Consider the following 23767-nt stretch of genomic DNA (forward strand, 5'->3'; position numbering starts at 1 on the left):
GCGTATAATCGTCGGCAGCGTCAGATGTGTATAAGAGACAGGCCTTCTGCAAGGCCACCAGCTCGTTGATGCCCTTGCGGGCGAGCGCCAGCAGCTCCATGAACTGCGGCTCGCTGAAGGGGCGCTCCTCGGCAGTGCCCTGCACCTCGACGATGCCGCCGTTGCCGGTCAGCACGAAGTTGGCGTCGGCCTGCGCCGTCGAATCCTCGGCGTAGTCGAGGTCGAGAACACTGGCGTTCTTGTAGATGCCGCAGGAGACGGCGGCCACATGGTCGGTCAGCGGCATGGTCTTGAGCGCGCCGATCTGGATCAGATGCTGGAAGGCCAGATGCAGGGCGACGAAGCTGCCGGTGATGGCGGCGGTGCGGGTGCCGCCGTCGGCCTGGATGACGTCGCAGTCGATCTTGATCTGCTTCTCGCCCATGGCGGCACGGTCAGTGACGGCGCGCAGCGCACGGCCGATCAGGCGCTGGATCTCCTGGGTGCGGCCCGACTGCTTGCCCTTGGCGGCCTCGCGGTCGGTGCGGCTGTGGGTGGAGCGCGGCAGCATGCCGTATTCGGCGGTGACCCAGCCCAGGCCGGTGTTCTTCAGGAAGCGCGGAACGCCCTCGTCCACGCTGGCGGTGCACAGGACGTGCGTGTCGCCGAACCGCACCAGGCAGGACCCCTCGGCGTGCTTGCTGAAATGGGGCTCAAGGGAAATGGTGCGCAACTGGTCGTGGGCGCGGCCGGAGGGACGCATCGGGCATGATCCGCGAATCTGTTGAAATCGGCGGCAAGCTAGCGCCCGCTGCCCCCGCCGTCCAGCGCGCAACCGGGGCGCACGTTGATTCGGCGCGGACACCTGCCTAAATTCGGGACGCCCCTTATCCGTGCCCCAACAGCATCGTCCGGTCCCCGCCCCGCCATGATCACCGAGCTGAACCAACGGTCCCGCGAGATCTTCCGGCTGATCGTCGACGCCTATGTGGCGACCGGCGAGCCGGTGGGCTCGCGCACGATCTCGCGGAGGCTCGGCATGGCCCTGTCGCCCGCGACCATCCGCAACGTCATGGCCGACCTGGAAGAACAGGGGCTGCTCTATGCCCCCCACACCTCCGCCGGCCGCATCCCGACCGAGGCGGGGCTGCGCCTGTTCGTCAACGGCCTGCTGGAGATCGGCAGCCTGAGCGAGGACGAGCGCGGCTCCATCGAGGCCAAATGCGCCTCCTCCGGGCGGTCGCTGCAGGACGTGCTGGGCGAGGCGTCCACCCTGCTGTCCGGCCTGTCGCACTGCGCCGGGCTGGTGGTGGCGCCGAAGACCGACCGGCCGCTGAAGCACATCGAGTTCGTGTCGCTGGCGCCCGGCCGGGCGCTGGTCGTGCTGGTCAACGAGGACGGGCTGGTCGAGAACCGCGTCATCGAGGTTCCGGTCGGCGTGCCCGCCGCGACGCTGCAGATGGTGTCGAACTTCCTCAGCGCGAAGCTGGTCGGCCGCACGCTGGACGAGGCGCGGCAGGCCGTGCTGCGCGAGATCGAGGACCAGAAGACCGAGCTGGACGAATTGTCGCAGCGCGTGGTCTCCGCCGGTCTCGCCACCTGGGCGGGCAGCGGCGGGCAGAACAGCGGCCAGCTGATCGTGCGCGGCCAGGCGAAGCTGCTGGAGGACGTCACCGCCCTGTCGGACCTGGAGCGCGTGCGCGCCCTGTTCGAGGCGCTGGAGACCAAGGAGACCATGCTGCGCCTGCTCGACGCCACCGGGAAGGGCGACGGGGTGCAGATCTTCATCGGCGCGGAGAATGTGCTGTTCGGCCATTCCGGCTGTTCGCTGATCATCTCGCCGTTCCAGAACAGCCGCGAGCAGGTGATCGGCGCCATCGGCGTGATCGGCCCGACCCGCATCAATTATGCCCGGATCATCCCGCTTGTGGATTATACAGCCAAGGTCATCAGCCGCCTTGTCGGGTGAAGCCCTTGGCAACGCTTCACCCATTCCCCACCAGACCCCTTTCATCAGACGACGACCCAAGACGACAACGAGAGAGCCATGAGCGAAGAGCAGAACAAGCCCGCCGAAGCCGAGGTGGAGCAGACCGAAGCCGTCCAGGACAAGGCCGCCCAAGAGAAGGCCGCCCAGGACAAGGCCGCGGACGCCGGTGCCGGGGATCGCGTGGCCCAGCTTGAGGCCGAGGTCGCCAGCCTGAAGGACCAGCTCCTGCGTCAGATGGCCGAGGTGGAGAACACCCGCCGCCGCGCCCAGCGCGACCGCGAGGACGCCAGCAAGTTCGCCGTGTCCAGCTTCGCCAAGGAATTGGTGACGGTGGCCGACAACCTGCGCCGCGCGCTGGAGGCCGTTCCCGCCGAGGGCCGAGAGAACGACGAGGTGCTGAAGAGCCTCTCCGTCGGCGTGGAGGCGACGGAGCGCCAGCTCATCTCCGCCTTCGAGCGTGCGGGCATCAAGAAGATCGACCCGACCGGCGAGCTGTTCGATCCGAATTTCCATCAGGTGATGTTCGAGATCGAGAACACCGGCAAGCCCGCCGGCACCGTCGTGCAGGTGCTCCAGCCCGGCTACACCATCCACGGCCGCCTGTTGCGCGAGGCCATGGTGGGCGTCGCCAAGGCCGGTCCTCACGAGATGGGCGGCCAGCACGTCGATACAAAGGCCTGACCGTCTCCAGGACGGGTGGCCCGCCCCTCCTCTGGAGGGATGGAACGGCCGCCCTCCGGACGGCAGGCTGCACGTCTCTTGCGGCGGCGCGGCGGCATGGCCCGCCGCGCCGCTTTTTTTCGCTCGGCGGTCTCCGGATGAGTGTCCGCGCGCGATCCTTTGCGTACCGAAGGGCTTGCGCCGGGCTGGTCCTTCGCCTATTCGCATCGGAACCCCGATTCGCGTCGGGGAGTCTCGCGGCGCCCCGTGAATTGCCCGTTCCGGGCGGCCGCTCATTCAGGGAACCGGACCCGTGGCCAAGACCATTCTGACCGTCGACGACTCCAAGACCATCCGCGACATGGTCGCCTTCACGCTGCGCAACGCCGGCTATGGCGTCACCGAGGCGGCGGACGGCACCGCCGGTCTGGCGGAGGTCAACCGTCAGAAGTTCGACTGCATCATCACCGACCTGAACATGCCGGGCATGGACGGTCTGGCCCTGACCCGGGCCATCCGCGGCAGCGCGCTCAACCGCGCCACCCCTGTCCTGCTGCTGACCACCGAGGCCGATCCCGCCAAGAAGACTGCCGGCCGCGAGGCCGGGGCCACCGGCTGGCTGGTCAAGCCCTTTAACCCGGACAAGCTGGTCGAGACCGTGAAGAAGGTCTGTCCGTAACCGGGAAGGCGCCGAGACGGCGGGCCGGGGGGCCTTATCCCGCCCGCTCCCGCGTGAACAGGAACTCCCCCTCCGGATCGTGGGCGGCGAAGCGCCGCTGCGCGGTGGCGCGGTTGGCGACGGCGTAACAATAGACGCAGCCGTGCGGGCAGGTGTCGTAATCGCCGATATCGCGGCTTTCCGCGCACAGGCAGCCGGGGCGGTTGCCCTTTTCCTTGGCCGCGATGGGCCGCCCGGCGACGTCGGACAGCCTTTGCGCGTCCACGCAGCGGGCTGGCGCCGTGCCGGGGACGCCGGCCAGTTCCGGCTGGGTGCACAGCGTCAGCACCATGCCGTGCTCCGCGGCGATGCCGGCCAGATCGGCCAGCAGGGCGCGCTTTTCCTCGGGGTCCGGGTCGCGCCAGGGCACACCGGCGGCGTCCAGGTTGCGCGCCGTCTTGCGGTAGGGCTGAAGGAAGGACACCACCGCCTCGTCGGTCAGGCCGCGCATCCGGCCGGCCAGCCGGGCGAAGGTCTCGCGGTGCCAGGACGGCGGCGTGGCTTCTGCCTCCACGATGGGTGCCGTCACGATGGGGTCGTAGCGCCAGACGGCGGCGCGCGGCCCCCAGCGGTCGCGCAGCCGGGCCATGTGCTCCACCGCAAGCTCCGCGTCGGGGACGGAGCGCTCCAGCGCAGTGGGCAGGCCGGTGATGCTGTACTGGACGACGAAGGGAAAGCCGCGTTCCGAGACCTCCTCCAGCCCCGGCAGGAAGGGGCCGAGATTCTTGGTCCAGAAGACGAAGCCATCGACCTCTGCGCGGGTCAGGCCGATGCGGTAGGTCTGGCCGCCATAGGGGTTGACCATGCGGCAGTGCCCGGCCTCCAGCCGGTTCAGGAACCAGCGCCCGTAGAAGGCGGGGATGTCCGTCTTGTAGCTGGCGGAAATGATCATCGCCGGACCATGGTGGCTCGGCGGGCCGCGATCAAGGCTGGATTCGCCGGCGCTTCGGCCTAAAGTGCCGGCACAGGATCAGAGGGGCACAGGATCAGGGGAGGATGCCGTGACGGGCGGACAGGACGGCCACAGCGTGGGCAACAGTGCGGGCCACAGCGTGGAGTGGGAAGGGGTGGTGCGGTTCCGGCTGCCGGACGGCTGGCGCCCGGAGGTGGAGGAGCATGAGGGCCACGCCGTGGCCGCCTTCCACCCGCCGGCCCCGGCGGGGGGCGTGCTGCGGCTGGTCACCGACCGGGTGGCGCCCAAGGACGGGCCGGACGGTGCGGTGGCGGTGCTGCGCGAGATGGCGCTGCGCTTCGTGCGCCCCGACGACCAGCGCGCCAGCGACCGGATCGTCGAGCCCTGGGGCGACGACGGCGTCTTGGCCCAGGCGGTGATGATGACGGAGGAGGACGGCCACACCGACGCCCATTACCTCTGGCTGGTCGGGGCGGAGCGGGACGGCAAGGCGGCGGCGGCCATGTTCAGCTACCGCCTGCCCATGGTCATGGATGGGGATGAGTCCTGCGCCGGCACGCTGGCCCTGCTCGACGGGGCGATCCGCGCGGCGGAGATCCTGTAGAACGATTCGGGACAGCCGTCGGAAGCAGGAAAGCCGCCCCGTCGAGGGCGGCTTTTTCTTTTCCGATTCTTTTGCGGGCTGATGTCTTGCGAGCCCGAAGTCTCCGGCGTTCCCGCGCCGCTTCAGGCGTTCAGCGCTCAGGCGGTCAAGATTCCGGCAATCAAGATTCCGGCGGTCAGCAGTGGCCGGCGCCGCCGGACATCAGGGCCTTCAACTGCGCCGCCTTCGGATCGAAGGCCATGGCCGCCTCTTCCGCCGCCAGGGCGGCCAGGCTGATGAAGCGCGCCAGATCGTCCAGGTCGCACTTCGTCGCGTCGTCCATAAGGCTGTCGAGGCAGGACTTGATGGCCAGAGCCATGTCGCGCCGTTCGTCCATCATCTTGATCCCCCTATGGAATGCTGCACACGGTCCCGCTTCGGAAAGCCATATCTGCTGGCAAGAGCGGCCCCCTGACCAGCGAGGGATATATCATATTTCCTTCGACTCTCCACTATTAGAATCTTCGGACAACAAAGAAACAAGGCAACCGGCAATTGATTGTGCACTGTAATGCACACCATTACTTGTTAATGAAAAGTTAACATGGCTGGGTTGCGACCGTTTTGCTTGTGTTAAAGCCCTGTAACAGACCGCTTCCGGCACGGTCGGGGGATAAAGGAGGGCGGTTGCACGCCTTATGCTTCTGAATACCCTGGTATTCACTTGCGGCGCGAAGCCGCAGGCGCGACGATATGCCCCGGCGTGCGCGTCACCTTTTGGTCTTTTGACGGTTGGCGGAATGACCAGGGCGTTGCAGCCCGAAACGCACCTGCCTATATCTCCGGCGACAGACGTGAATCCACCCAACCGTTCCACCGACCCCAAGGGGATCGCGGCGGTGCCGGACCAAACGGGCCGCCACGCATCTGCCGAACAACAGAGGCTGAACATGAGCAAAGTCATTGGCATCGACCTCGGCACCACGAACTCCTGCGTGGCCGTCATGGAAGGCTCCAGCGCCAAGGTGATCGAGAACGCCGAAGGCACGCGCACCACGCCCTCCATGGTCGCCTTCGCGCAGAACGCGGAGCGTCTGGTCGGCCAGCCGGCCAAGCGTCAGGCGGTGACGAACCCCGAGAACACCCTCTTCGCGATCAAGCGTCTGATCGGCCGCCGCTACGACGATCCGCTGACCAAGAAGGACCAGGGCCTCGTTCCCTACAAGATCATCTCCGGCGACAACGGCGACGCCTGGGTGGAGGCCGTCGGCAAGAAGTACAGCCCGTCGCAGATCAGCGCCTTCATTCTGCAGAAGATGAAGGAGACGGCGGAGAACTACCTGGGCGAGAAGGTGACCCAGGCGGTCATCACCGTTCCGGCCTACTTCAACGACAGCCAGCGCCAGGCGACCAAGGACGCCGGCAAGATCGCCGGCCTGGAAGTGCTGCGCATCATCAACGAGCCGACGGCGGCCGCTCTGGCCTACGGCATGGAGAAGAAGGGCGCCGGCACCATCGCGGTCTACGATCTCGGCGGCGGCACCTTCGACGTCTCCGTGCTGGAGATCGGCGACGGCGTGTTCGAGGTGAAGTCGACCAACGGCGACACCTTCCTCGGCGGTGAGGACTTCGACGCCCGCATCATCGACTACCTCGCCGACGAGTTCCAGAAGGAGCAGGGAATCGACCTGCGCAAGGACCGTCTGGCACTGCAGCGTTTGAAGGAAGCCGCGGAGAAGGCGAAGATCGAGCTGTCCTCGGCCATGCAGACCGAGGTCAACCTGCCCTTCATCACCGCCGACCAGTCCGGCCCGAAGCACCTGAACGTCAAGCTGACCCGCGCCAAGCTGGAAGCCCTGGTCGACGAGCTGGTCGCCCGCACGATCGAGCCCTGCAAGGCCGCGCTCCGCGACGCCGGCCTGAAGGCCAACGAGATCGACGAGGTGATCCTGGTCGGCGGCATGACCCGCATGCCCAAGGTCATCGAGGCGGTGAAGCAGTTCTTCGGCCGTGAGCCGCACCGCGGCGTGAACCCGGACGAGGTCGTCGCCATCGGCGCCGCCATCCAGGGCGGCGTGCTGAAGGGCGAGGTCAAGGACGTCCTCCTGCTCGACGTCACCCCGCTGTCGCTGGGCATCGAGACGCTGGGCGGCGTCTTCACCCGCCTGATCGACCGCAACACGACGATCCCGACCAAGAAGTCCCAGACCTTCTCGACCGCCGAGGACAACCAGAACGCGGTGACCATCCGCGTCTTCCAGGGCGAGCGCGAGATGGCCGCGGACAACAAGATGCTCGGCCAGTTCGACCTCGTCGGCATCCCGCCGGCCCCGCGCGGCGTGCCGCAGGTCGAGGTGACCTTCGACATCGACGCCAACGGCATCGTCAGCGTCACGGCGAAGGACAAGGCCACCGGCAAGGAGCAGCAGATCCGCATCCAGGCGTCGGGCGGCCTGTCGGACGCCGACATCAACAAGATGGTCAAGGACGCCGAGGCCCACGCCGCCGACGACAAGAAGCGGCGTGAGCTGGTGGACGCCCGCAACCATGCGGACGCCCTGATCCACACGACCGAGCGGACGATCAAGGAGAACGCCGACAAGATCCCCGCCGCCGACAAGACCGCCGCGGAGGCCGCCGTGGCCGAGCTGAAGTCGGTGCTGGACGGCGAGGACCTGGAGGCCGTGAAGGCGAAGACCGAGGCGCTGGCCCAGGTGTCGATGAAGCTGGGCGAGGCCATGTACAAGGCCGGCCAGGGCGAGGCCCCGGGCGCCGGTGCCGCCGGTGCGGCGGGCGCCGCCCCGAACGAGCCGGGCGTGGTCGACGCCGACTTCGAGGAAGTGGACGACGACAAGAAGAAGTCGGCCTAAGCGTTCGGAACCGGAGGCAACCGTTGGGCAACCGCCCGTTGCCTCCGGTGTCACAGCCGGGAGAACCCGGCGCCATGCAGTATCGTCCGGCCCGTCATCCGTCCTGCGGTGGCGGGCCGGAGATATGATTGGTCTATTAGTATGTGAAGGCGGTCGGGGCCCATGGCGAAACAGGACTATTACGAGCTGCTCGGGGTGGCGAAGGGCGCCAGCGCGGACGAGATCAAAAAAGCGTACCGCAAGATGGCGATGCAGTATCACCCGGACCGCAACCAGGGTGACAAGGACGCCGAGCACAAGTTCAAGGAAATCAGCGAAGCCTACGACGTTTTGAAGGACGAGCAGAAGCGCGCGGCCTACGACCGCTTCGGCCACGGCGCCTTCGAGAACGGGCGCGGCGGGGCCGGCGGTGGTTTCGGCGGCTTCGATTTCAGCGGCGGCGGCGGCGGCTTCGCCGACATCTTCGACGAGATGTTCGGAGAGTTCATGGGCGGGCGCCGCGGCGGCGGCGGCGCGTCGGGCCGCGGCCAGGATCTGCGCTACAATCTGGAGATCGGGCTGGAGGAAGCCTTCAAGGGCACCACGGCCAACGTCCGCGTTCCCTCCACCGTCGCCTGCGACTCCTGCAGCGGCTCCGGGGCGGCGGCGGGGACCCAGCCGGTCACCTGCCCGACCTGCCAGGGCCATGGCAAAGTGCGCGCCCAGCAGGGCTTCTTCACCATCGAGCGCACCTGCCCGGCCTGCCACGGCCAGGGCCGCGTCATCAAGGACCCTTGCAAGAGCTGCGGCGGTGCCGGACGCCTGCGCAAGGAGAAGACCCTCCAGGTCAACATCCCCGCTGGCGTGGAGGACGGCACGCGCATCCGTCTGGCCGGCGAGGGCGAGGCGGGGTTGCGCGGCGCGCCGCCGGGCGACCTCTACATCTTCCTGGCCATCGCGCCGCACCCGATCTTCCAGCGCGACGGCGCCAACATCCATTGCCGCGTGCCGATTCCCATGACCACCGCGGCGCTGGGCGGCACGGTGGAAGTGCCGACCATTGAGGGCAGCCGCACCAAGGTGACGGTCCCGCCCGGCACCCAGTCCGGCCACCAGTTCCGCATCAAGGGTAAGGGCATGTCGGTGCTGCGCAGCCAGCAGCGCGGCGACATGTACATCCAGGCCGTCGTCGAGACTCCGGTCAACCTGACCAAGAAGCAGCAGGAGCTTCTGCGCGAGTTCGACACCGCCGGCAAGGAAGGCTCCCACCCGCAGTCCGAAGGCTTCTTCGCCAAGGTGAAGGAGCTTTGGGAAGACCTGAAGGACTGACCGCCTCCGTTCCGACTGCAGGAAAAGGCCCGGCCCATCGCCGGGCCTTTTTCGTGCCAGGCCTTTTTCATGCGCGCCGCGTGCTTTTGCCCCAGTGGTATGACCACTCTGGCGTTGACAGCGGTGGGCGGCGGGAAGACTGTCCCGGCAAATCACGTACACATGCGTTGATGCCACAGGCCGCGCCGCATACGCACGTATCCCTGGAAATCATAGCAATTGCCGTTGCCGATGGGGGGCATCGCGTGTATCAACAAGCGCTTAATCTCCTCAGACGGTTCGCGGAGAGGGCATTCCAGGCGGTGAGCGGCGATCTCTCCTTCGAGCAGTTGCGCGACCTGATGCATCCCGGGGGGCACACCCCGATCATCCAGCGTCGCCGGGCCGTGCTGATCCATTCCCGCGTCCGCATGGTCGCGGCCGTGTTCGCGGTGCTGACGCCGCTGTGGATCGTCATCGACGTCTTCATCTTCCCCTGGCCTCTGTGGGGCTATCTGGCCGGCCTGCGGCTGGTGTCCAGCTTCGCCTTCGGCGCGCTGGCGCTCGGCTACCGGATCTGCGACGACATGGGCAGCGCGTGGCGGGGGTTGGCCCTGCTGCTGGCGGTGCCGACGATCTTCTTCCTCGCCTCGCACCCCATGCTGAACGAGGACATGATCGCGGGCAGCGCGCTGGCGGTCGCCGCCGGCTACGCCTTCCTGCCCTTCGTGATGGTGGCGGGGCTCAGCGTCTTCCCGCTGACCGCGCTGGAGGGGCTCGCCTTCGCGACGCCGATGCTGGCGGCGCATATGCTGGCCGGGGTCTACGGTTCGCTGGTCTTCCCCTTCCCCTCCTATCTGGGCGCCCTGTGGCTGCTGGTGCTCATCATGGTGGTGGCGACGCTGGCGGCGATGAGCCAGCTGCATTTCATGATGGCCCTGGTCGATCAGGCGTCGCACGACGGGCTGACCGGCGCCTTCTCCCGCCGCATCGGGGAGGAGCTTCTGCGGTTGCAGTTCGCGCACGCCCAGCGCTCGGACCATCCGCTGTCGGTGATCTTCTTCGACCTGGACAATTTCAAGTCGATCAACGACCGGTTCGGCCACGACCAGGGCGACAAACAGCTCGGGCGATCGGCGGAGGCGATCCGCGCCATGCTGCGCCAGTCCGACGTGCTGGTCCGCTGGGGCGGCGAGGAGTTCGTGGTCATCATGCCCAACACCGGCCGTCAGGGCGCCCTGACCGCGGTGGAGCGGTTGCACGAGCGGGGCCTGGGCAAGCGCCCGGACGGCACCCCGCAGACCGCCAGCATCGGCGTCGCCGAATACCTCCACGACCGCCCGGTGGACTGGGAAAGGCTGGTCGATCTGGCCGACCAGCGCATGTACGCGGCCAAGCAGTCCGGCAAGAACCGGATCGTCGCCGACGACCGGGTCCCCGAACCGGCCTGACCGCTCCCGTCAGTCGTTGCGCAGCAGCGGGGCGGAGGGCTGGCCGAGCGCCCGCCACGTCCCGAGGAAGCCGAAGGCCAGCGTGATCGCCGTGCTGAGCAGCGCCGTGGTCAGCACGGCCGACGGCAGGAAGGTCCAGTCCCAGCGCATCAGGAAGGTCATCACCGCCCAGGCCGTGATGGTGCCGATGACCCCGGCGATGGCCGCGGTCAGGATGCCCAGCAGCCCGTATTCCAGCAGGAACGCCTTCAGCACGTCGGCCCGCGTGGCGCCCAGCACCTTCAACACCACCGCGTCGTAGACCCGGCGGCGGTGCCCGGCGGCGACCGCGCCGGCCAGCACCAGCGTGCCGGCGGCCAGCGTGATGCCCGCGGTGATGCGCACCGCCGTGCCGATGTGGCCCAGCATGGTGCCCACCGTGTCCAGCGCGTCCTTCACCCGGACCAGCGTCACGTTGGGGAAGCGCTGCAGGACGGAGCGCTGGACCTCCGGCTCCGCCGCCGGGGTGCTGCGGACGGTGGCGATCCAGGTCTGTGGCGCCCGCTCCAGCGTGCCCGGCGCGAAGACCAGGGCGAAGTTGATGGCCAGCGTCGAGAAGTCGGCGGCGCGCACGTTGCCAACCGTCGCCTCGATGGTGCGGCCCAGGACGTTGATCCCCATCGTCGCGCCGGGACCGATGCCGAAGGCGCTCGCCACGTTCTGGTGGATGGAGATCAGCGGTTTCCCCTTGTAGTCCTCCGGCCACCAGGAGCCGGCGACGATCTCCGAATGCTCCGGCAGCTTGGCAGAATAGGTGATGCCGCGGTCGCCGGACAGCACCCAGGACTGCTCGGGGTTGACCAGCGCCTTCTCCGCCGGCTGGCCGTTCACCGTCTCGATCCGCCCGCGCAAGCTGGGCACCGCTTCGAACCCGCTGGTGCCGGGCAGGGCGCCGACCATCTGCTTCAGCGGCTCGAACTGGTCGGGCTGAATGTCGACGAAGAAGAAGCTGGGCGCGTCCTTCGGGATCGTCTCGTTGACCCGGCGGGAGAAGTTGCCCTCGATCAGCGCGATGGCGACGAGAACCGTCAGGCCGAGGCCGAGCGACAGCACTACCGCCCCGGTCGGGTTGCCCGGCCGGTGCAGGTTGGCAAGCGCCAACCGCAGCCCCGGACGGCGCGGGCGCCCTGCTGCCGCGGCCCCACGCACCACCAGCCAGGCGGCCATGCGGAAGGCGATGAAGGTGGCGATCGAGCCGCCGACGAACCAGGCGGCGAACATTTTGTTGTGCGCCGTCGCGACGGCCAGCCCGGCAAGCGCCGCCACGGTCAGCGCCATCGCCGCCAGATAGACCGCGCGCGGGCGGCCTCCGGCGGGGGCGACCACATCGCGGAACTGCGCCGCCGCCGGCACCTCCCGCGCGCGGCCCAGCGGCCACAGCGAGAAGGTCAGCGCGGTCAGCAGGCCGTAGAGCGCGGCCAGCGCCAGGGCGCCCGGGTAGACGCCGATCCGGGTGGGCACCGGCAACACCTGATCGAGCAGCGACCCCAGCCCCAGCGGCGCCACCGCGCCGAGCAGCAGCCCCAAGAGGATACCCAGTCCGGACAAGGCGAGGATCTGCAGCAGATAGACCTGGAAGACCAGATCGCCCGGCGCGCCCAGGCATTTCAGCGTGGCGATGGTGCGGGCGCGCGAGTCGAGATGGCTGCGCACCGCGTTGCCCACCCCGACCCCGCCGACCAGCAGGGCGGTCAGCCCGACCAGCGTCAGAAACAGCGTCATGCGGTCGATGAAGCGCTCGATCTGCGGGGAGGCGTTGGTGAAGTCGCGGACCCGCCAGCCGGCATCGGGGAAGCGCGCCGTCAGCGCCTTCTGCCACGCCGCCACGTCGGTGCCCGGCGGCAGGGCCAGCTTGGCGGTCCAATAGACGATGCTGCCGGGCTGGAGCAGGCCGGTGCCCTCCAGCGACGGCAGGCCGATCATCACCCGCGGCCCCAGCGAGAAGGCGCCGTTGGACGCCCGGTCCGGCTCCCGCGTCAGCACGCCGCGCACGGCGAACTCGCCCTCGCCCAGCCGCAGCGTGTCGCCGGTCTTCAGCCCCAGCCGGTCGAGCAGCCCGTCCTCGACCAGCGCCCCCCAGCGCCCGTCGCGGTTGGCCAGCGCGCTGTGCAGGTCACCCTCCGGCGCCAGAGCAACCGACCCGTAGAGCGGGTAGACGCCGTCCACCGCCTTCAACTCGACCAGGGTGGATCGCTGGTCGTCGGCGGAGCGGGCCATGGCGCGCATGTCCACCGACTGCGACAGACGCCCGGCCTGTTCCAGCCAGGAGCGCTGCTCGTCGGTCGGCGGTGCGTAGATCTGCCGCAGCGCGACGTCGCCGCCCAGGATTGCCCGCCCGTCCGCCTGCAGGCCCGACAGCACGCCGCCGGACACGGAATTGACCGCAGCGATGGCTGCGACGCCGAGCGTCAGACAGGCCAGGAAGATGCGGAACCCCTTCAGCCCCCCGCGCAGCTCGCGGCGGGCCAGTCGGAAGGCGAGGGCGAGGTTGGTCATCGGTGCGTCCGGTGGGGTGTATGGGTTGGTGGTGGGGTGTGGTCGCGTCGGGCCCCCACCCAACCCTCCCCCGCTGCGCAGGGGAGGGCTTTTCTCTTAAAAGGCGCTCAATCCCCCACCACGCGTTCGCGTTCGGCGCGGGCGGCGAGGCCGTCGTCGACGATGCGTCCGTCCATCAGGCGCACGGTCCGGTCGCAGCGGTCGGCCAGGGAGGGGTCGTGAGTGATCAGCACCAGCGTTGTGCCCCGCCGCTCGGCAAGGTCGAACAGCAGCTCCACGATGGTGGCGCCGGTGCCGATGTCGAGGTTGCCGGTCGGCTCGTCGGCCAGCAGAAGCGATGGCTCGGCGACGAAGGCGCGGGCCAGGGCGACGCGCTGCTGCTCGCCGCCGGACAGCTGGCCCGGATAATGGGTCAGCCGGTGGGCCAGCCCGACCGCCTCCAGCCCGGAGCGCGCGCGGTCGAAGGCGTCGGCGGCCCCGGCGAATTCCAAGGGGATGGCGACGTTCTCCAGCGCGGTCATCGTCGGCACGAGGTGGAAAGCCTGGAAGACGATCCCCACATGGTCGCGGCGGAAGCGCGCAAGCCCGTCCTCGTCCAGCCGGCCCAGATCCTGTCCGGCGACGCGCACGGTCCCGCCCGTGGGGCGTTCCAGCCCGGCCATGACCATCATCATGGTCGATTTGCCGGAGCCCGACGGGCCGACCACGCCGACCCGTTCACCGGGCTGGATGCGGAGATTCAAGCCTCTCAGGATGTTGACGGGTCCGGCCGCGCTGTCCAATCTCAGATGCACCTCGTCGAGATCGACGATGGTGGACTCAACGGAATCGGGTCGGGACATTGGCATGCGTCTCTGGAACGGGCGGGGGAATGGGCGGGAAAACCTCACGCCATATGGCATGGTGCGCCGCCATTTCAACACGGCCCTCCTTCGGTCGGGGCTGGCCGCTCTCGCCGTCGTTGCCGGAATTGGCGCGGGAATCGGCATGACCGCGCCCGCGTCCGCCCAGACGGGTGCGGGGAAAGGCCCCTACACCCTTCTGGCGCTCGGCGACAGCCTGACCGCCGGCTACGGCCTTCCCGAAGCGCAGTCCTTCACTCCCCAGTTGCAGGCGGCGCTGAGGGAGAAAGGCTACGACGTCACCGTCGTCAACGCTGGCGTGTCGGGCGACACCACGGCCGGCGGTCTGTCGCGGCTCGACTGGGCGCTGGCCGACAAGCCGGACGCCGTGCTGGTGGAGCTGGGGGCGAACGACATGCTGCGCGGGCTCGACCCCGCCGCGGCGCGCGCCAACCTCGACGCCATCCTGAAGCGGCTGACCGGCGAGAAGTTGCCCGTGTTGCTGGCCGGCATGTACGCCTCGCCCAGCCTGGGCCGCGCGTACGGGGATCGCTTCAACGCCATATACCCGGAGCTGGCGAAGGCGTACGACGTACAGCTCTACCCGTTCTTTCTGGACGGCGTGGCGGCCGACGCCGCGCTGAACCAGCCCGACGGCATCCATCCCAACGCGGCCGGCGTGAAGGTGATCGTGGAGCGCATCACGCCCCACGTCGCCCGCCTTCTGGACGGCATCGCCAAGAGCGGAGACTGACACCCATGGCGACCCTGGCCGGCGACACCGCCACCACCGAGACTTACTTCAAGGCCGCTTCGGCCACCGGCACCGAATGGGGCGCCGTCGTCAAGTCGTGCCTGGACGAGCTCGGGGCGGTGGAGGGCTGCAACCTCGGCTTCCTCTACATCACCGACGCGCTGGCTGAGCACGCGACAAGCATGGTCACCCTGCTGCGCGGCGTCACCGGCATCCGTGACTGGGTGGGGACGGTCGGCATCGGCGTCTGCGCCAACGACGAGGAGATCTTCGACAAGCCGGGCATCGCCGTGATGGTCGCCCGCCTGCCGCCGGAAGGCTTCCGCCTGTTCCCGGTGGTGTCGGGCGACATGGAGCCGCTGCGCCGCATGGCCGGCGGCTGGCTGGACAAGCACGGCGCCATGCTGGCGCTCGCCCACGCCGACCCGCGCCACCAGGACTTGGCCGGGCTGGTCGTTTCGCTGGCGGAATCAACCGGGGCCTTCCTGGTCGGCGGCCTGTCGGCCTCGCGGTCGGAGTTCCCGCAATTCACCATCCCCGGCAACACCGCCACGATGGTCGGCGGGCCGGTGGCCGACGGCGGCGTGTCGGGCGTGCTGTTCGCGCCGCAGGTGCCGGTCGCCACCGGCCTCAGCCAGGGCTGCACGCCCATCGGGCCGGTGCGCACCATCACCGCGGCGGAGGACAACGTCGTCCTGGAGATCGACGGGCGCCCGGCGTTGGAGGTTTTCAAGGAGGACATCGGCGAGTTGCTGGCCCGCGACCTCAAGCGGGTGTCCGGCTACATCTTCGCCGGCCTGCCGATCGCCGGCAGCGACACGGCGGACTATCTGGTCCGTGACCTGATCGCCATCGACCCGCGCGCCGGCTGGATCGCCGTCGCCCATCATGTGCAGAGCGGCCAGCCCATCCTGTTCACCCGCCGCGACCAGCAGAGCGCCGAGGCCGACATGCGCCGCATGCTGGCCAATCTGAAGAAGCGCGTGAAGACCACCCCGAAGGGCGCCCTCTACGTCAGCTGCATCGCCCGCGGCCCCAGCCTGTTCGGCGAGGGCAGCCAGGAGCTGGCGCTGATCCGCGAAACCTTCGGCGACATCCCGCTGGCCGGATTCTTCGCCAGCGGCGAGATCTCCAACGCCCGCCTGTACGGATACACGGGCGTGCTCACCCTGTTCCTTTAAGGATCATAGACAAATGCAATACCGTCCGCTCGGCCGCACCGGCCTGTCGGTCAGCGCCATCGGCCTGGGCACCATGACCTGGGGCCGCCAGAACAGCGAGGCCGAGGGCCACGCCCAGATGGATTACGCGCTCGGCGAGGGCGTCAATTTCTGGGACACGGCGGAGATGTACGCCATTCCCCCGACCGCCGACACGTACGGACGTACGGAGGAGGTGATCGGCACCTGGTTCAAGGCGAACGGCAAGCGCGACCAGGTGATCCTGGCGAGCAAGGTCGTCGGCGCCACCGACGGCGGCTTCGCCTGGGTGCGCAACGGCGAGGCAAAGCTCGACCGCGCCAACATCTTCGCGGCGGTGGAGGCCAGCCTGCGCCGGCTCCAGACGGACTACATCGACCTGTACCAGCTCCACTGGCCCGACCGTTCGACCAACCGCTTCGGCGCGCGCAACTACGTCCACCGGCCGGAGAAGGACGGCACGCCCATTGAGGAGACCCTGGCGGCGCTCGACGAGCTGGTGACATCCGGCAAGGTCCGCCACATCGGCGTGTCGAACGAGTCGCCCTGGGGGGTGATGCAGTTCCTCAAGCTGGCGGAGGACAAGGGCCTGCCGCGCATCGCCTCGATCCAGAACGCCTACAACTTGCTGAACCGGACCTTCGAGCAGGGTCTGGCCGAGGTGTCCCTGCGCGAGGATGTGGGGCTTCTCGCTTACTCGCCGCTGGCCGCCGGCACGCTGACCGGCAAATATCTGGACGGCGCCGTTCCCGCCGGCACCCGCCGCGCGCTGGATCACCGCAAGTCGCGCTACGCCACCGTCAACGCCGATGCGGCCACCCGCGAGTATCTGGATGTCGCCCGGCGCCACGGCCTGTCGCCGACGCAGATGGCCATCGCCTTCACCCTGCAGCAGTCCTTCGTGGCGTCCTCGCTGATCGGCGCGACGACCATGGAGGACCTGAAGTCCAACATCGCGGCGGTGGACGTCACGCTGTCGGATGAGGTGATGAAGGATATCGAGGCGGTCAACGCCCGCTATCCCGACCCCTGCCCGTAACCGTTCCGGAAAGCCAATGATCCGTCTCTTCGTCGCCCTCGATTTTCCGGAGGATGTGCGCCGGCGTCTGGCGGGGCTGGGCGGCGGTGTGCCCGGCGCCCGCTGGACCGATGCGGACAACCTGCACCTGACGCTCCGCTTCATCGGGGAGGTGCCGGGAGATCAGGCGGCGGAGATCGACGAGTCGCTGGCGCAGATCGTGGCGCCGGCCTTCGATCTGGTTCTGGACGGCGTGGGCGTGTACGGCAGCGGCCGCAACGCCCGCGTCCTCTGGGCTGGGGTGGAGCGCAGCGACGCCTTGTCGCACCTCCAGTCCAAGGTCGAGTCGGCGCTGGTCCGCTGCGGCCTGCCGGCGGAGGAGCGCAAATTCTCGCCCCACGTCACGCTCGCCCGGCTGAAGGACGCGCCGAAGGACCGGATCGGGCGCTTCGTCGAGGAGCGCGGGATGTTCCGCGCCGGTCCGATCCGGGTGGAGCACTTCACGCTCTACCGCAGCCACCTGGGCAAGGGGGCCGCGGTGTACGAGGCGCTGTCGGAATACGGGTTGGGGTGAGTGGGTTCGGGATTCTTGTCGGGCAACAGGGTCTTCACGGATTTCCCGGATTTAGGCACGGATTACACGGATTTTTTATTTGGTCTTGCCCAGTGCGAGCTGATCGGTAAGGCATGCGCTGAAGCATGAACAAAAGAAATCCGTGTAATCCGTGAAGACCCTCTTGTCCCCCGAGTAACCAACCGCTCTTACAGCGGCACGCCCTTGATCATCCGCGGCAGTTCGCCGACCACGCCCATCGCGTGCCGCATGAAGAAGCGCTTCAGCGGCGGCAGGCGGTTGACGACGGCCATGCCGACGTCGCGGGCCAGCTTGATCGGCGGGATGTTGTTCGAGAACAGGTGCACCAGACCGTCGCAGACCACGGCCAGCAGCACCGTGTCGAAGCGGCGCCAGCGCTGGAAGCGGGCCAGCACCTCCGGCGAGCCGACGTCCAGCCCCAGCCGGTGGGCGTCCACGATCACTTCGGCCAGCGCCGCCACGTCGCGCAGGCCCAGGTTCAGCCCCTGCCCGGCGATGGGGTGGATGGCGTGGGCCGCCTCGCCGATCAGGGCGACGCGCTCGGCGATGAAGCGCTCGGCCAGCAGGACCGACAACGGCCAGGCGTCGCGCCGGGTCACCAGCTCGATGTCGCCCAGATACCCGCCCGACCGGCGAGTCAACTCGTCGATGAACTGGTCCTCGGGCAGCTTCAGATACATGTCGACCAGCGACCGCTTCTCGCTCCACACGATGGAGGAGCGGTTCTCGGTCATCGGCAGCACGGCGAAGGGGCCGTTGGGCAGGAAATGCTCCACCGCCACGCCGTTGTGCGGCTCCGAATGGCGGATCGTGCAAATGATCGCGGTCTGGTCGTAGGCCCAGGTGCGCAGCTTGATCCCGGCGCTCTCCCGCGCCATCGAGCGGCGCCCGTCGGCCCCGACGACCAGCCGCGCCTTGACCACCCGCCCGTCGGCCAGCGTCACCGTGGCGCCGCTGCGGGTGCGCTCGATCGACACCGCCTGGGCCGGGGCCAGATGGTGCAGGCCGGGCAGTTCCTTGGCGCGGGCGAACAGGGCGCGGCGCATGTCCTTGTTGTCGAGAATCCAGCCGAAGGGCTGGTTCTTGCCGTCCCAGGTCAACTCCGTGTGGTCGTAATGGACGAACAGGGGCGAGAACTGGTCGGCCACCCGGATGTCCAGGATCGGGCCGGCGTAGGGTTCCATGTGCTTCCACACGCCCGCCCCCTCCAGCACCTTCATCGAGGCGTAGGCGACCGCCGTGGTGCGGATGTCGAAGTCGTCCCCCGCCTGCCGGTCCGGGCTGTCGCGGTCGATGCAGATGACCGGAACGCCCGCGGTGGCCAGGGCCGCCGCCATGCTGAGTCCGGCCAGTCCGCCGCCCAACACGACGACGTCGGTCGTGATCTCCTGCGCTGCGGTGGTGCCCGATTCGGTCATGATGGCGCTGCCCTTCGATCAGTGTAGACGGGTACGAACAATCGTTCCGCTTGGTCCGGATGTCCAGCGGCGCTGCGTCGCGGCCCCCAAATTGCGTAATTATTAGGCATGACCTGCCCAATCGATCGGCGAAACAGCCAAAAACCGTTGAAAAGGGCCGATTCTGCAACCGGCACGATTTTTGAAGACATTGCTTTTTATGGTCGAGGCGAACACGCTCGAGTCACGTTCGGAAAACCCGCCGTCATGGCGGGATCGGCCGAGGGGGGACCGGGCGACCGCAAGGGCCCGCAAACACGCATACCCAAGGGGAAGCCACATGAAACTGGTTATGGCCATCATCAAGCCGTTCAAGCTCGACGAAGTGCGCGAGGCGCTGACGTCGCTCGGGATCCAGGGCCTGACGGTGAGCGAGGTGAAGGGCTTCGGACGCCAGAAGGGTCAGACCGAGATCTACCGCGGCGCCGAGTATTCCGTGAGCTTCCTGCCCAAGGTGAAGGTCGAGGTCGCGGTGTCCGACGACCAGTACGAGCAGGTGGTCGAGGCGATCCAGAAGGCCGCCAACACCGGCCGCATCGGCGACGGCAAGATTTTCGTGCTGGACATCGCCCAGGCCGTGCGCATCCGCACCGGCGAAACCAACACCGAAGCTCTCTGAGGCGTCCTGGAGGAAGCGGACAGGGCGGGGCGTCATGGCCCGGCCCCTCCCGTAAGGGGGGAAGGCGCGTCCGCTTTTTCTTGCCGCGGGGCATCGATGATCTGCCCGGTGACTTGAGGCCGGGCGCGCCAGTCTTTCCACCGTGGCGCCAAGGCCGCCGGAACGGGCGGCGTATGCTTTCCCTTGACCGGGCCTCGTCCGGTTTTGTGCCCTTGTGCCGGGACTCCACCGTCGATAGGATCGTTTCCGTTTCGTATCGGGCAGAGGCCCCCAGAGGCCACTGACGGGCCGTGCCCCTCGGGGACGGCCCGGCCTTCTCGGGCCGTCCTCATGGAAAGGATTCTCGGCGGCATGTCGCTCCCGGACCTCGGCACCTTCGCTCTCGTCAACGACCGGCTCGACCGGCTGTCGGACTACCCCTTCACGCGGCTGGCGGCCCTGCTGTCCGGGGTGACGCCGCGCGCCAACGCCGAGCCGATCATGATGTCGGTGGGCGAGCCGCAGCACCAGCCGCCGGCCATCATCGACGAGACGCTGCGGGCCAACGCCCATCTGTGGGGCAAATACCCGCCGGTCGGCGGCACGCCGGAGTTCCGCGAGGCGGTGGGCGCTTGGCTGACCCGCCGCTACGCCCTGCCGGACGGGCTGTTCGACGCCGAAAAGTCCGTCCTGCCGGTGTCCGGCACGCGCGAGGCGCTGTTCCTGCTCGCCCTGCTTGCCGTGCCGCCGTCCAAGGCGGGCCGGCAGCCGGCGGTGCTGATGCCCAACCCCTTCTACGCGCCCTACGAGGGGGCGGCCCTGCTGGCGGGGGCGGAGCCGGTGTTCCTGCCCTCCACCCGCGAGACCGGCTTCCTGCCCGACCTCGACGCGCTGACGCCGGAGTTGCTGGAGCGCACGGCGCTGTTCTACCTCTGCACTCCGGCCAACCCGCAGGGGGCGGCGGCCGACGCCGCCTATCTGGAGCGGGCGATCGGACTGGCGCGGCGCTACGGCTTCATCCTGGCGGTGGACGAGTGCTACGCCGAGATCTACCTGGACAGGCCGCCGGTCGGCGCGCTCCAGGTCGCGTCGGGGTTGGCTCATGGCGGGAAGCCCTGGGCGAACATCCTGGTCTTCCATTCCCTGTCCAAGCGGTCGAGCGCCGCCGGGCTGCGGTCGGGCTTCGTGGCCGGCGATCCGGAGCTGATGTCCCGCTTCACACGCCTGCGCAGCTACTCCAACGCCGGGATGCCGCTGCCGGTGCTGGCGGCCAGCGCCGCCCTGTGGCGGGACGAGGCCCATGTCGAGGAGAACCGCGCGCTCTACCGCGCCAAGTTCGACGCGGCGGAGGCTTCGCTGAAGGGGCGCTACGGCTACTACCGGCCGGACGGCGGCTTCTTCCTGTGGCTGGAGGTCGGCGACGGCGAGGAGGCGACGCGCCGCCTGTGGGCGGAGGGCGGCATCCGCGTGCTGCCCGGCGCCTACCTGACCCGCAGCAACCCCGGCGAGGCCAATCCCGGCGCGCCCTTCATCCGCATCGCGCTGGTGAACGACGCCGAGACGGTCGCCCACGCCTGCAGCACCATCGCCCGCATCCTGGGATAAGAGCCGCCCGGTTCGGCCCAACCCGGTTCGGTCCAAGTCACCCCGGTCTTTCGCCCCGAAGGACGGGTCCGGTTCAGCACGTTCTTGAGGACCTTCTGCCCATGGCACGACCCGCAAGCCCCCGCAGCGGAAGCGGCAAAAGCGCCGGAGCACGGCCCGCCGGTGCGCGGCCGGAGAAGCCGCCCTTCTTCTCGCCCGCCACGCGCGCCTTCGTGGTCGCGCGGGCGCGCGAGCTGGCGGGCTTCGCGCTGGGCGTGGTCGGTCTGGTGCTGATGGTCATCCTGGGCAGCTACAACCCGGCCGACCCCTCGTGGAACGCCGTTCCGGCGGCGAACACCCACATCCACAACCTGTTCGGCCGGTTCGGTGCCCATCTGGCCGACGTCCTGATCCAGTCGCTGGGCTGGGCGGCCTATCTGCTGGCGCTGGTCCCGATGATGTGGGGCTGGCGGCTCAGCCTGCAGAAGAGCATCCGCCATCCGCTGTTCCGCAGCGTGCTGGCGGTGTGGGGTGTGCTTCTGGTCGCCATGTTCCTGGCCGGGATGGGCGGCGGGGGCGGGGACCCGCTGAACGGCCATCCCGGCGGCAGCTTCGGCATCGTGCTGCTGGACGGGGTCAGCAAGCTGCTGTTCGGCGGCCCCGGCAATCCGCTGGTCGGCACCGTGGCCGGCGTGGCCGGCGGGCTGATCCTGTTCGTCGCCATGGGACTGTCGATCCGCGAATGGGCGGCCAGCCTGCGCGAGACCGCCGCCGGCCTCGCCCGCCTCGGGCGGGGCGCGCGGGCCGGCGTGTCCTTCGTGCGCGACAAGGGCGCGGAGGCCGCGCGCAACGCGGTTCACCAGACCGGTGGCCTGCTGCGCCGGGAGCCCAGCCTCGCCACCGCGGACAGGAAGGCCGTCGCCCCGACTCTCGACGAGACACCCGACGAGGACAGCGCCGCCATCACCCTGCGCGCCGCGCCGCGCGGCCGGCTGTCCGACTCCATCAGCGTCGAGCCGCGCGTGGAGGCCAAGACCCGCGCCGTTCCGGTGGTCACCCCGCCCGCCGGCGGCAAGAAGGCCGCCGACCAGGGACGCCCGTCCAAGCAGGCCGCCCTCAATCTGGAGGAGGCGGACGGCTACGAGCTGCCGCCGCTCGACCTGCTCCAGATCGTCCCGACCAGCGTGCGCGGCGAGAAGGTGGACGAGGCGGCGCTGCGCGAGAACGCGGTGAAGCTGGAAGGCGTGCTGTCCGACTTCGGCGTGCGTGGCGAGGTGCAGAAGGTCCATCCCGGCCCGGTCGTCACCCTCTACGAGCTGGAGCCGGCCCCCGGCACCAAGTCGTCCCGCGTCATCGGCCTGGCCGACGACATCGCCCGCTCGATGAGCGCGGTGTCTGTCCGCGTCGCCGTGGTGCCGGGCCGCAACGTCATCGGCATCGAGCTGCCCAACGCCAAGCGCGAGACGGTGCTGCTGCGCGAGCTGCTGGCCGGCGACGTCTTCGACAAGACGGCGGGCAAGCTGCTGCTGGCGCTGGGCAAGGACATCGGTGGCCAGTCGGTGGTGGCCGATCTCGCCCGCTTCCCGCACCTGCTGGTCGCCGGCACCACGGGCTCGGGCAAGTCGGTGGCGATCAACACGATGATCCTGTCGCTGCTCTACCGCCTGCCGCCCGACCGCTGCCGCTTCATCATGATCGACCCCAAGATGCTGGAGCTGTCGGTCTACGAGGGCATCCCCCATCTGCTGACGCCGGTCGTCACCGATCCGAAGAAGGCCGTGGTCGCCCTGAAATGGACGGTGCGGGAGATGGAGGACCGCTACCGCAACATGTCCAAGCTGGGCGTGCGCAACATCGAGGGCTACAACGCCCGCCTGCGCGAAGCCCGCGCCGACGGCGAGCTGCTGACCCGCCGCGTCCAGACCGGCTTCGACCCCGACACCGGCAAGCCGATCTTCGAGGAGCAGCCGCTCGACCTGAAGGAGCTGCCCTACATCGTCGTGATCGTCGACGAGATGGCCGACCTGATGCTGGTGGCCGGCAAGGACATCGAGGCGGCGATCCAGCGCCTCGCCCAGATGGCCCGCGCCGCCGGAATCCACCTGATCATGGCGACTCAGCGCCCGTCGGTGGACGTCATCACCGGCACCATCAAGGCCAACTTCCCGACCCGCATCAGCTTCCAGGTAACCAGCAAGATCGACAGCCGCACCATCCTCGGCGAGCAGGGGGCGGAGCAGCTTCTCGGTCAGGGCGACATGCTCTACATGGCCGGCGGCGGCCGCATCACCCGCGTCCACGGCCCCTTCGTCGCCGACGGCGAGGTCGAGCAGGTGGTGAAGTTCCTGAAAACCCAGGGCGAGCCGAGCTACGTCGACGCCATCACCGAGGAGGATGACGAGGACGGCGGCTCCTTCGACGACGGGTCGGGTGCCGGCGGCGGGTCGGGCGACGACCTCTACGACAAGGCGGTGGCGGTGGTCTGCCGCGAGCGCAAGGCGTCGACCAGCTTCATCCAGCGCCAGCTCCGCATCGGCTACAACTCCGCCGCCCGGCTGATCGAGCGGATGGAGACCGAAGGCGTGGTCAGCAAGCCCAACCACGCCGGCAAACGCGAAGTCCTGGCCCGCAACATCGAGGAGTGAGCGGGTGCTTGCCCCCTCCCTAGCCCTCCCCCTCTTCGAGGTGGAGGGGCTGTCTCTTATACACATCTCCGAGCCCACGAGACTATAAC

20 protein-coding genes are annotated in these 23767 nt (G+C 68.8%); 14 read left to right on the forward strand and 6 right to left on the reverse strand.

What is annotated here, in order from left to right:
* The coding region (gene rph / locus Q4I23_RS15270) for a ribonuclease PH (RefSeq protein WP_498526763.1) at positions 1-742 on the reverse strand (742 nt) is incomplete at its 3' end.
* 165 nt (positions 743-907) lie between these two features.
* Here rph and hrcA point away from each other — a divergent pair.
* The 3 genes from hrcA (at position 908) to Q4I23_RS15285 (ending at position 3308) form a co-directional block, all read left to right on the forward strand.
* Positions 908-1948 carry a heat-inducible transcriptional repressor HrcA gene (gene hrcA, locus Q4I23_RS15275; protein WP_035670634.1) on the forward strand — a complete coding sequence of 347 codons (1041 nt, stop codon included), beginning with the start codon at positions 908-910 and terminating at the stop codon, positions 1946-1948.
* 78 nt (positions 1949-2026) lie between these two features.
* Positions 2027-2650: a nucleotide exchange factor GrpE gene (grpE, locus tag Q4I23_RS15280; protein ID WP_454020334.1), complete on the forward strand. Its 624-nt coding sequence runs from the start codon at positions 2027-2029 to the stop codon at positions 2648-2650.
* 292 nt (positions 2651-2942) lie between these two features.
* The gene (locus tag Q4I23_RS15285) at positions 2943-3308 is read left to right on the forward strand and encodes a response regulator (RefSeq protein ID WP_014239024.1); all 366 of its coding nucleotides are present in this window, start codon (positions 2943-2945) and stop codon (positions 3306-3308) included.
* A gap of 34 nt (positions 3309-3342) precedes the next feature.
* On the opposite strand, the gene Q4I23_RS15290 is transcribed toward Q4I23_RS15285, so the two are convergent.
* Complete coding sequence (locus Q4I23_RS15290; RefSeq protein ID WP_454020335.1) at positions 3343-4239, reverse strand: DUF1848 domain-containing protein; 897 nt, start codon at positions 4237-4239, stop codon at positions 3343-3345.
* Between the two features lie 109 nt (positions 4240-4348).
* Between Q4I23_RS15290 and Q4I23_RS15295 the strand changes: the two genes are divergently transcribed.
* Positions 4349-4864 (forward strand): hypothetical protein, encoded by a 516-nt coding sequence (locus tag Q4I23_RS15295; RefSeq protein ID WP_498526764.1) that lies wholly within the window; start codon positions 4349-4351, stop codon positions 4862-4864.
* A 175-nt stretch (positions 4865-5039) separates the two neighbouring features.
* On the opposite strand, the gene Q4I23_RS15300 is transcribed toward Q4I23_RS15295, so the two are convergent.
* Positions 5040-5243 (reverse strand): hypothetical protein, encoded by a 204-nt coding sequence (locus tag Q4I23_RS15300; protein WP_014239027.1) that lies wholly within the window; start codon positions 5241-5243, stop codon positions 5040-5042.
* A 400-nt stretch (positions 5244-5643) separates the two neighbouring features.
* Between Q4I23_RS15300 and dnaK the strand changes: the two genes are divergently transcribed.
* The 3 genes from dnaK to Q4I23_RS15315 all read left to right on the forward strand — a co-directional run bounded on the left by dnaK (position 5644) and on the right by Q4I23_RS15315 (position 10451).
* The gene (gene dnaK / locus Q4I23_RS15305; protein WP_454020542.1) at positions 5644-7713 is read left to right on the forward strand and encodes a molecular chaperone DnaK; all 2070 of its coding nucleotides are present in this window, start codon (positions 5644-5646) and stop codon (positions 7711-7713) included.
* Positions 7714-7875: 162 nt separating this feature from the next.
* Positions 7876-9021, forward strand: coding sequence for a molecular chaperone DnaJ (gene dnaJ, locus Q4I23_RS15310; RefSeq protein ID WP_237904486.1), 1146 nt, complete (start codon positions 7876-7878; stop codon positions 9019-9021).
* 302 nt (positions 9022-9323) lie between these two features.
* Positions 9324-10451 carry a diguanylate cyclase gene (locus tag Q4I23_RS15315; RefSeq protein WP_498526765.1) on the forward strand — a complete coding sequence of 376 codons (1128 nt, stop codon included), beginning with the start codon at positions 9324-9326 and terminating at the stop codon, positions 10449-10451.
* Between the two features lie 9 nt (positions 10452-10460).
* On the opposite strand, the gene Q4I23_RS15320 is transcribed toward Q4I23_RS15315, so the two are convergent.
* Together Q4I23_RS15320 and Q4I23_RS15325 are read right to left on the reverse strand one after the other, a co-directional pair.
* On the reverse strand, positions 10461-12986 hold the full coding sequence (locus Q4I23_RS15320; protein WP_498526766.1) for an ABC transporter permease: 2526 nt from the start codon (positions 12984-12986) through the stop codon (positions 10461-10463).
* Between the two features lie 107 nt (positions 12987-13093).
* Positions 13094-13828, reverse strand: coding sequence for an ABC transporter ATP-binding protein (locus tag Q4I23_RS15325; protein ID WP_498526767.1), 735 nt, complete (start codon positions 13826-13828; stop codon positions 13094-13096).
* A 145-nt stretch (positions 13829-13973) separates the two neighbouring features.
* Here Q4I23_RS15325 and Q4I23_RS15330 point away from each other — a divergent pair, with 145 nt between their 5' ends.
* From Q4I23_RS15330 to thpR, 4 genes are read left to right on the forward strand one after another with little or no spacing between them, the layout of a single operon-like run.
* On the forward strand, positions 13974-14582 hold the full coding sequence (locus tag Q4I23_RS15330; protein WP_498526768.1) for an arylesterase: 609 nt from the start codon (positions 13974-13976) through the stop codon (positions 14580-14582).
* A 5-nt stretch (positions 14583-14587) separates the two neighbouring features.
* Positions 14588-15763 carry an FIST signal transduction protein gene (locus tag Q4I23_RS15335; protein ID WP_103040082.1) on the forward strand — a complete coding sequence of 392 codons (1176 nt, stop codon included), beginning with the start codon at positions 14588-14590 and terminating at the stop codon, positions 15761-15763.
* 13 nt (positions 15764-15776) lie between these two features.
* Positions 15777-16820 carry an NADP(H)-dependent aldo-keto reductase gene (locus Q4I23_RS15340; protein WP_498526769.1) on the forward strand — a complete coding sequence of 348 codons (1044 nt, stop codon included), beginning with the start codon at positions 15777-15779 and terminating at the stop codon, positions 16818-16820.
* A gap of 16 nt (positions 16821-16836) precedes the next feature.
* Positions 16837-17373: an RNA 2',3'-cyclic phosphodiesterase gene (thpR, locus tag Q4I23_RS15345; protein WP_454020343.1), complete on the forward strand. Its 537-nt coding sequence runs from the start codon at positions 16837-16839 to the stop codon at positions 17371-17373.
* 188 nt (positions 17374-17561) lie between these two features.
* Here thpR and Q4I23_RS15350 read toward each other — a convergent pair whose 3' ends face one another.
* A complete protein-coding gene (locus Q4I23_RS15350; protein ID WP_498526770.1) occupies positions 17562-18812 on the reverse strand; it encodes a UbiH/UbiF/VisC/COQ6 family ubiquinone biosynthesis hydroxylase in 1251 nt (416 codons plus the stop codon).
* 319 nt (positions 18813-19131) lie between these two features.
* On the opposite strand from Q4I23_RS15350, the gene glnK reads away from it, so the two are divergent.
* From glnK to Q4I23_RS15365, 3 genes are all read left to right on the forward strand, one after another.
* Positions 19132-19470, forward strand: a complete 339-nt coding sequence (gene glnK / locus Q4I23_RS15355; protein WP_035670687.1) for a P-II family nitrogen regulator — start codon at positions 19132-19134, stop codon at positions 19468-19470.
* 351 nt (positions 19471-19821) lie between these two features.
* A complete protein-coding gene (locus Q4I23_RS15360; RefSeq protein ID WP_498526771.1) occupies positions 19822-21054 on the forward strand; it encodes an aminotransferase class I/II-fold pyridoxal phosphate-dependent enzyme in 1233 nt (410 codons plus the stop codon).
* 101 nt (positions 21055-21155) lie between these two features.
* Positions 21156-23678 carry a DNA translocase FtsK gene (locus tag Q4I23_RS15365; RefSeq protein WP_498526772.1) on the forward strand — a complete coding sequence of 841 codons (2523 nt, stop codon included), beginning with the start codon at positions 21156-21158 and terminating at the stop codon, positions 23676-23678.
* Positions 23679-23767: the final 89 nt, after the last annotated feature.

The sequence above is a fragment of the Azospirillum sp. UFLA03-27 genome, assembly GCF_059803775.1.

Coding starts and splice junctions, on each gene's coding strand:
- Q4I23_RS15320 (WP_498526766.1), bottom strand. CDS start 12,986: ATGACCAACCTCGCCCTCGCCTTCCGACTGGCCCGCCGCGAGCTGCGC.
- dnaK (WP_454020542.1), top strand. CDS start 5,644: ATGACCAGGGCGTTGCAGCCCGAAACGCACCTGCCTATATCTCCGGCG.
- Q4I23_RS15365 (WP_498526772.1), top strand. CDS start 21,156: ATGGCACGACCCGCAAGCCCCCGCAGCGGAAGCGGCAAAAGCGCCGGA.
- Q4I23_RS15340 (WP_498526769.1), top strand. CDS start 15,777: ATGCAATACCGTCCGCTCGGCCGCACCGGCCTGTCGGTCAGCGCCATC.
- dnaJ (WP_237904486.1), top strand. CDS start 7,876: ATGGCGAAACAGGACTATTACGAGCTGCTCGGGGTGGCGAAGGGCGCC.
- hrcA (WP_035670634.1), top strand. CDS start 908: ATGATCACCGAGCTGAACCAACGGTCCCGCGAGATCTTCCGGCTGATC.
- Q4I23_RS15335 (WP_103040082.1), top strand. CDS start 14,588: ATGGCGACCCTGGCCGGCGACACCGCCACCACCGAGACTTACTTCAAG.
- Q4I23_RS15300 (WP_014239027.1), bottom strand. CDS start 5,243: ATGATGGACGAACGGCGCGACATGGCTCTGGCCATCAAGTCCTGCCTC.
- Q4I23_RS15350 (WP_498526770.1), bottom strand. CDS start 18,812: ATGACCGAATCGGGCACCACCGCAGCGCAGGAGATCACGACCGACGTC.
- glnK (WP_035670687.1), top strand. CDS start 19,132: ATGAAACTGGTTATGGCCATCATCAAGCCGTTCAAGCTCGACGAAGTG.
- Q4I23_RS15325 (WP_498526767.1), bottom strand. CDS start 13,828: ATGTCCCGACCCGATTCCGTTGAGTCCACCATCGTCGATCTCGACGAG.
- Q4I23_RS15330 (WP_498526768.1), top strand. CDS start 13,974: ATGACCGCGCCCGCGTCCGCCCAGACGGGTGCGGGGAAAGGCCCCTAC.
- Q4I23_RS15290 (WP_454020335.1), bottom strand. CDS start 4,239: ATGATCATTTCCGCCAGCTACAAGACGGACATCCCCGCCTTCTACGGG.
- thpR (WP_454020343.1), top strand. CDS start 16,837: ATGATCCGTCTCTTCGTCGCCCTCGATTTTCCGGAGGATGTGCGCCGG.
- grpE (WP_454020334.1), top strand. CDS start 2,027: ATGAGCGAAGAGCAGAACAAGCCCGCCGAAGCCGAGGTGGAGCAGACC.
- Q4I23_RS15360 (WP_498526771.1), top strand. CDS start 19,822: ATGTCGCTCCCGGACCTCGGCACCTTCGCTCTCGTCAACGACCGGCTC.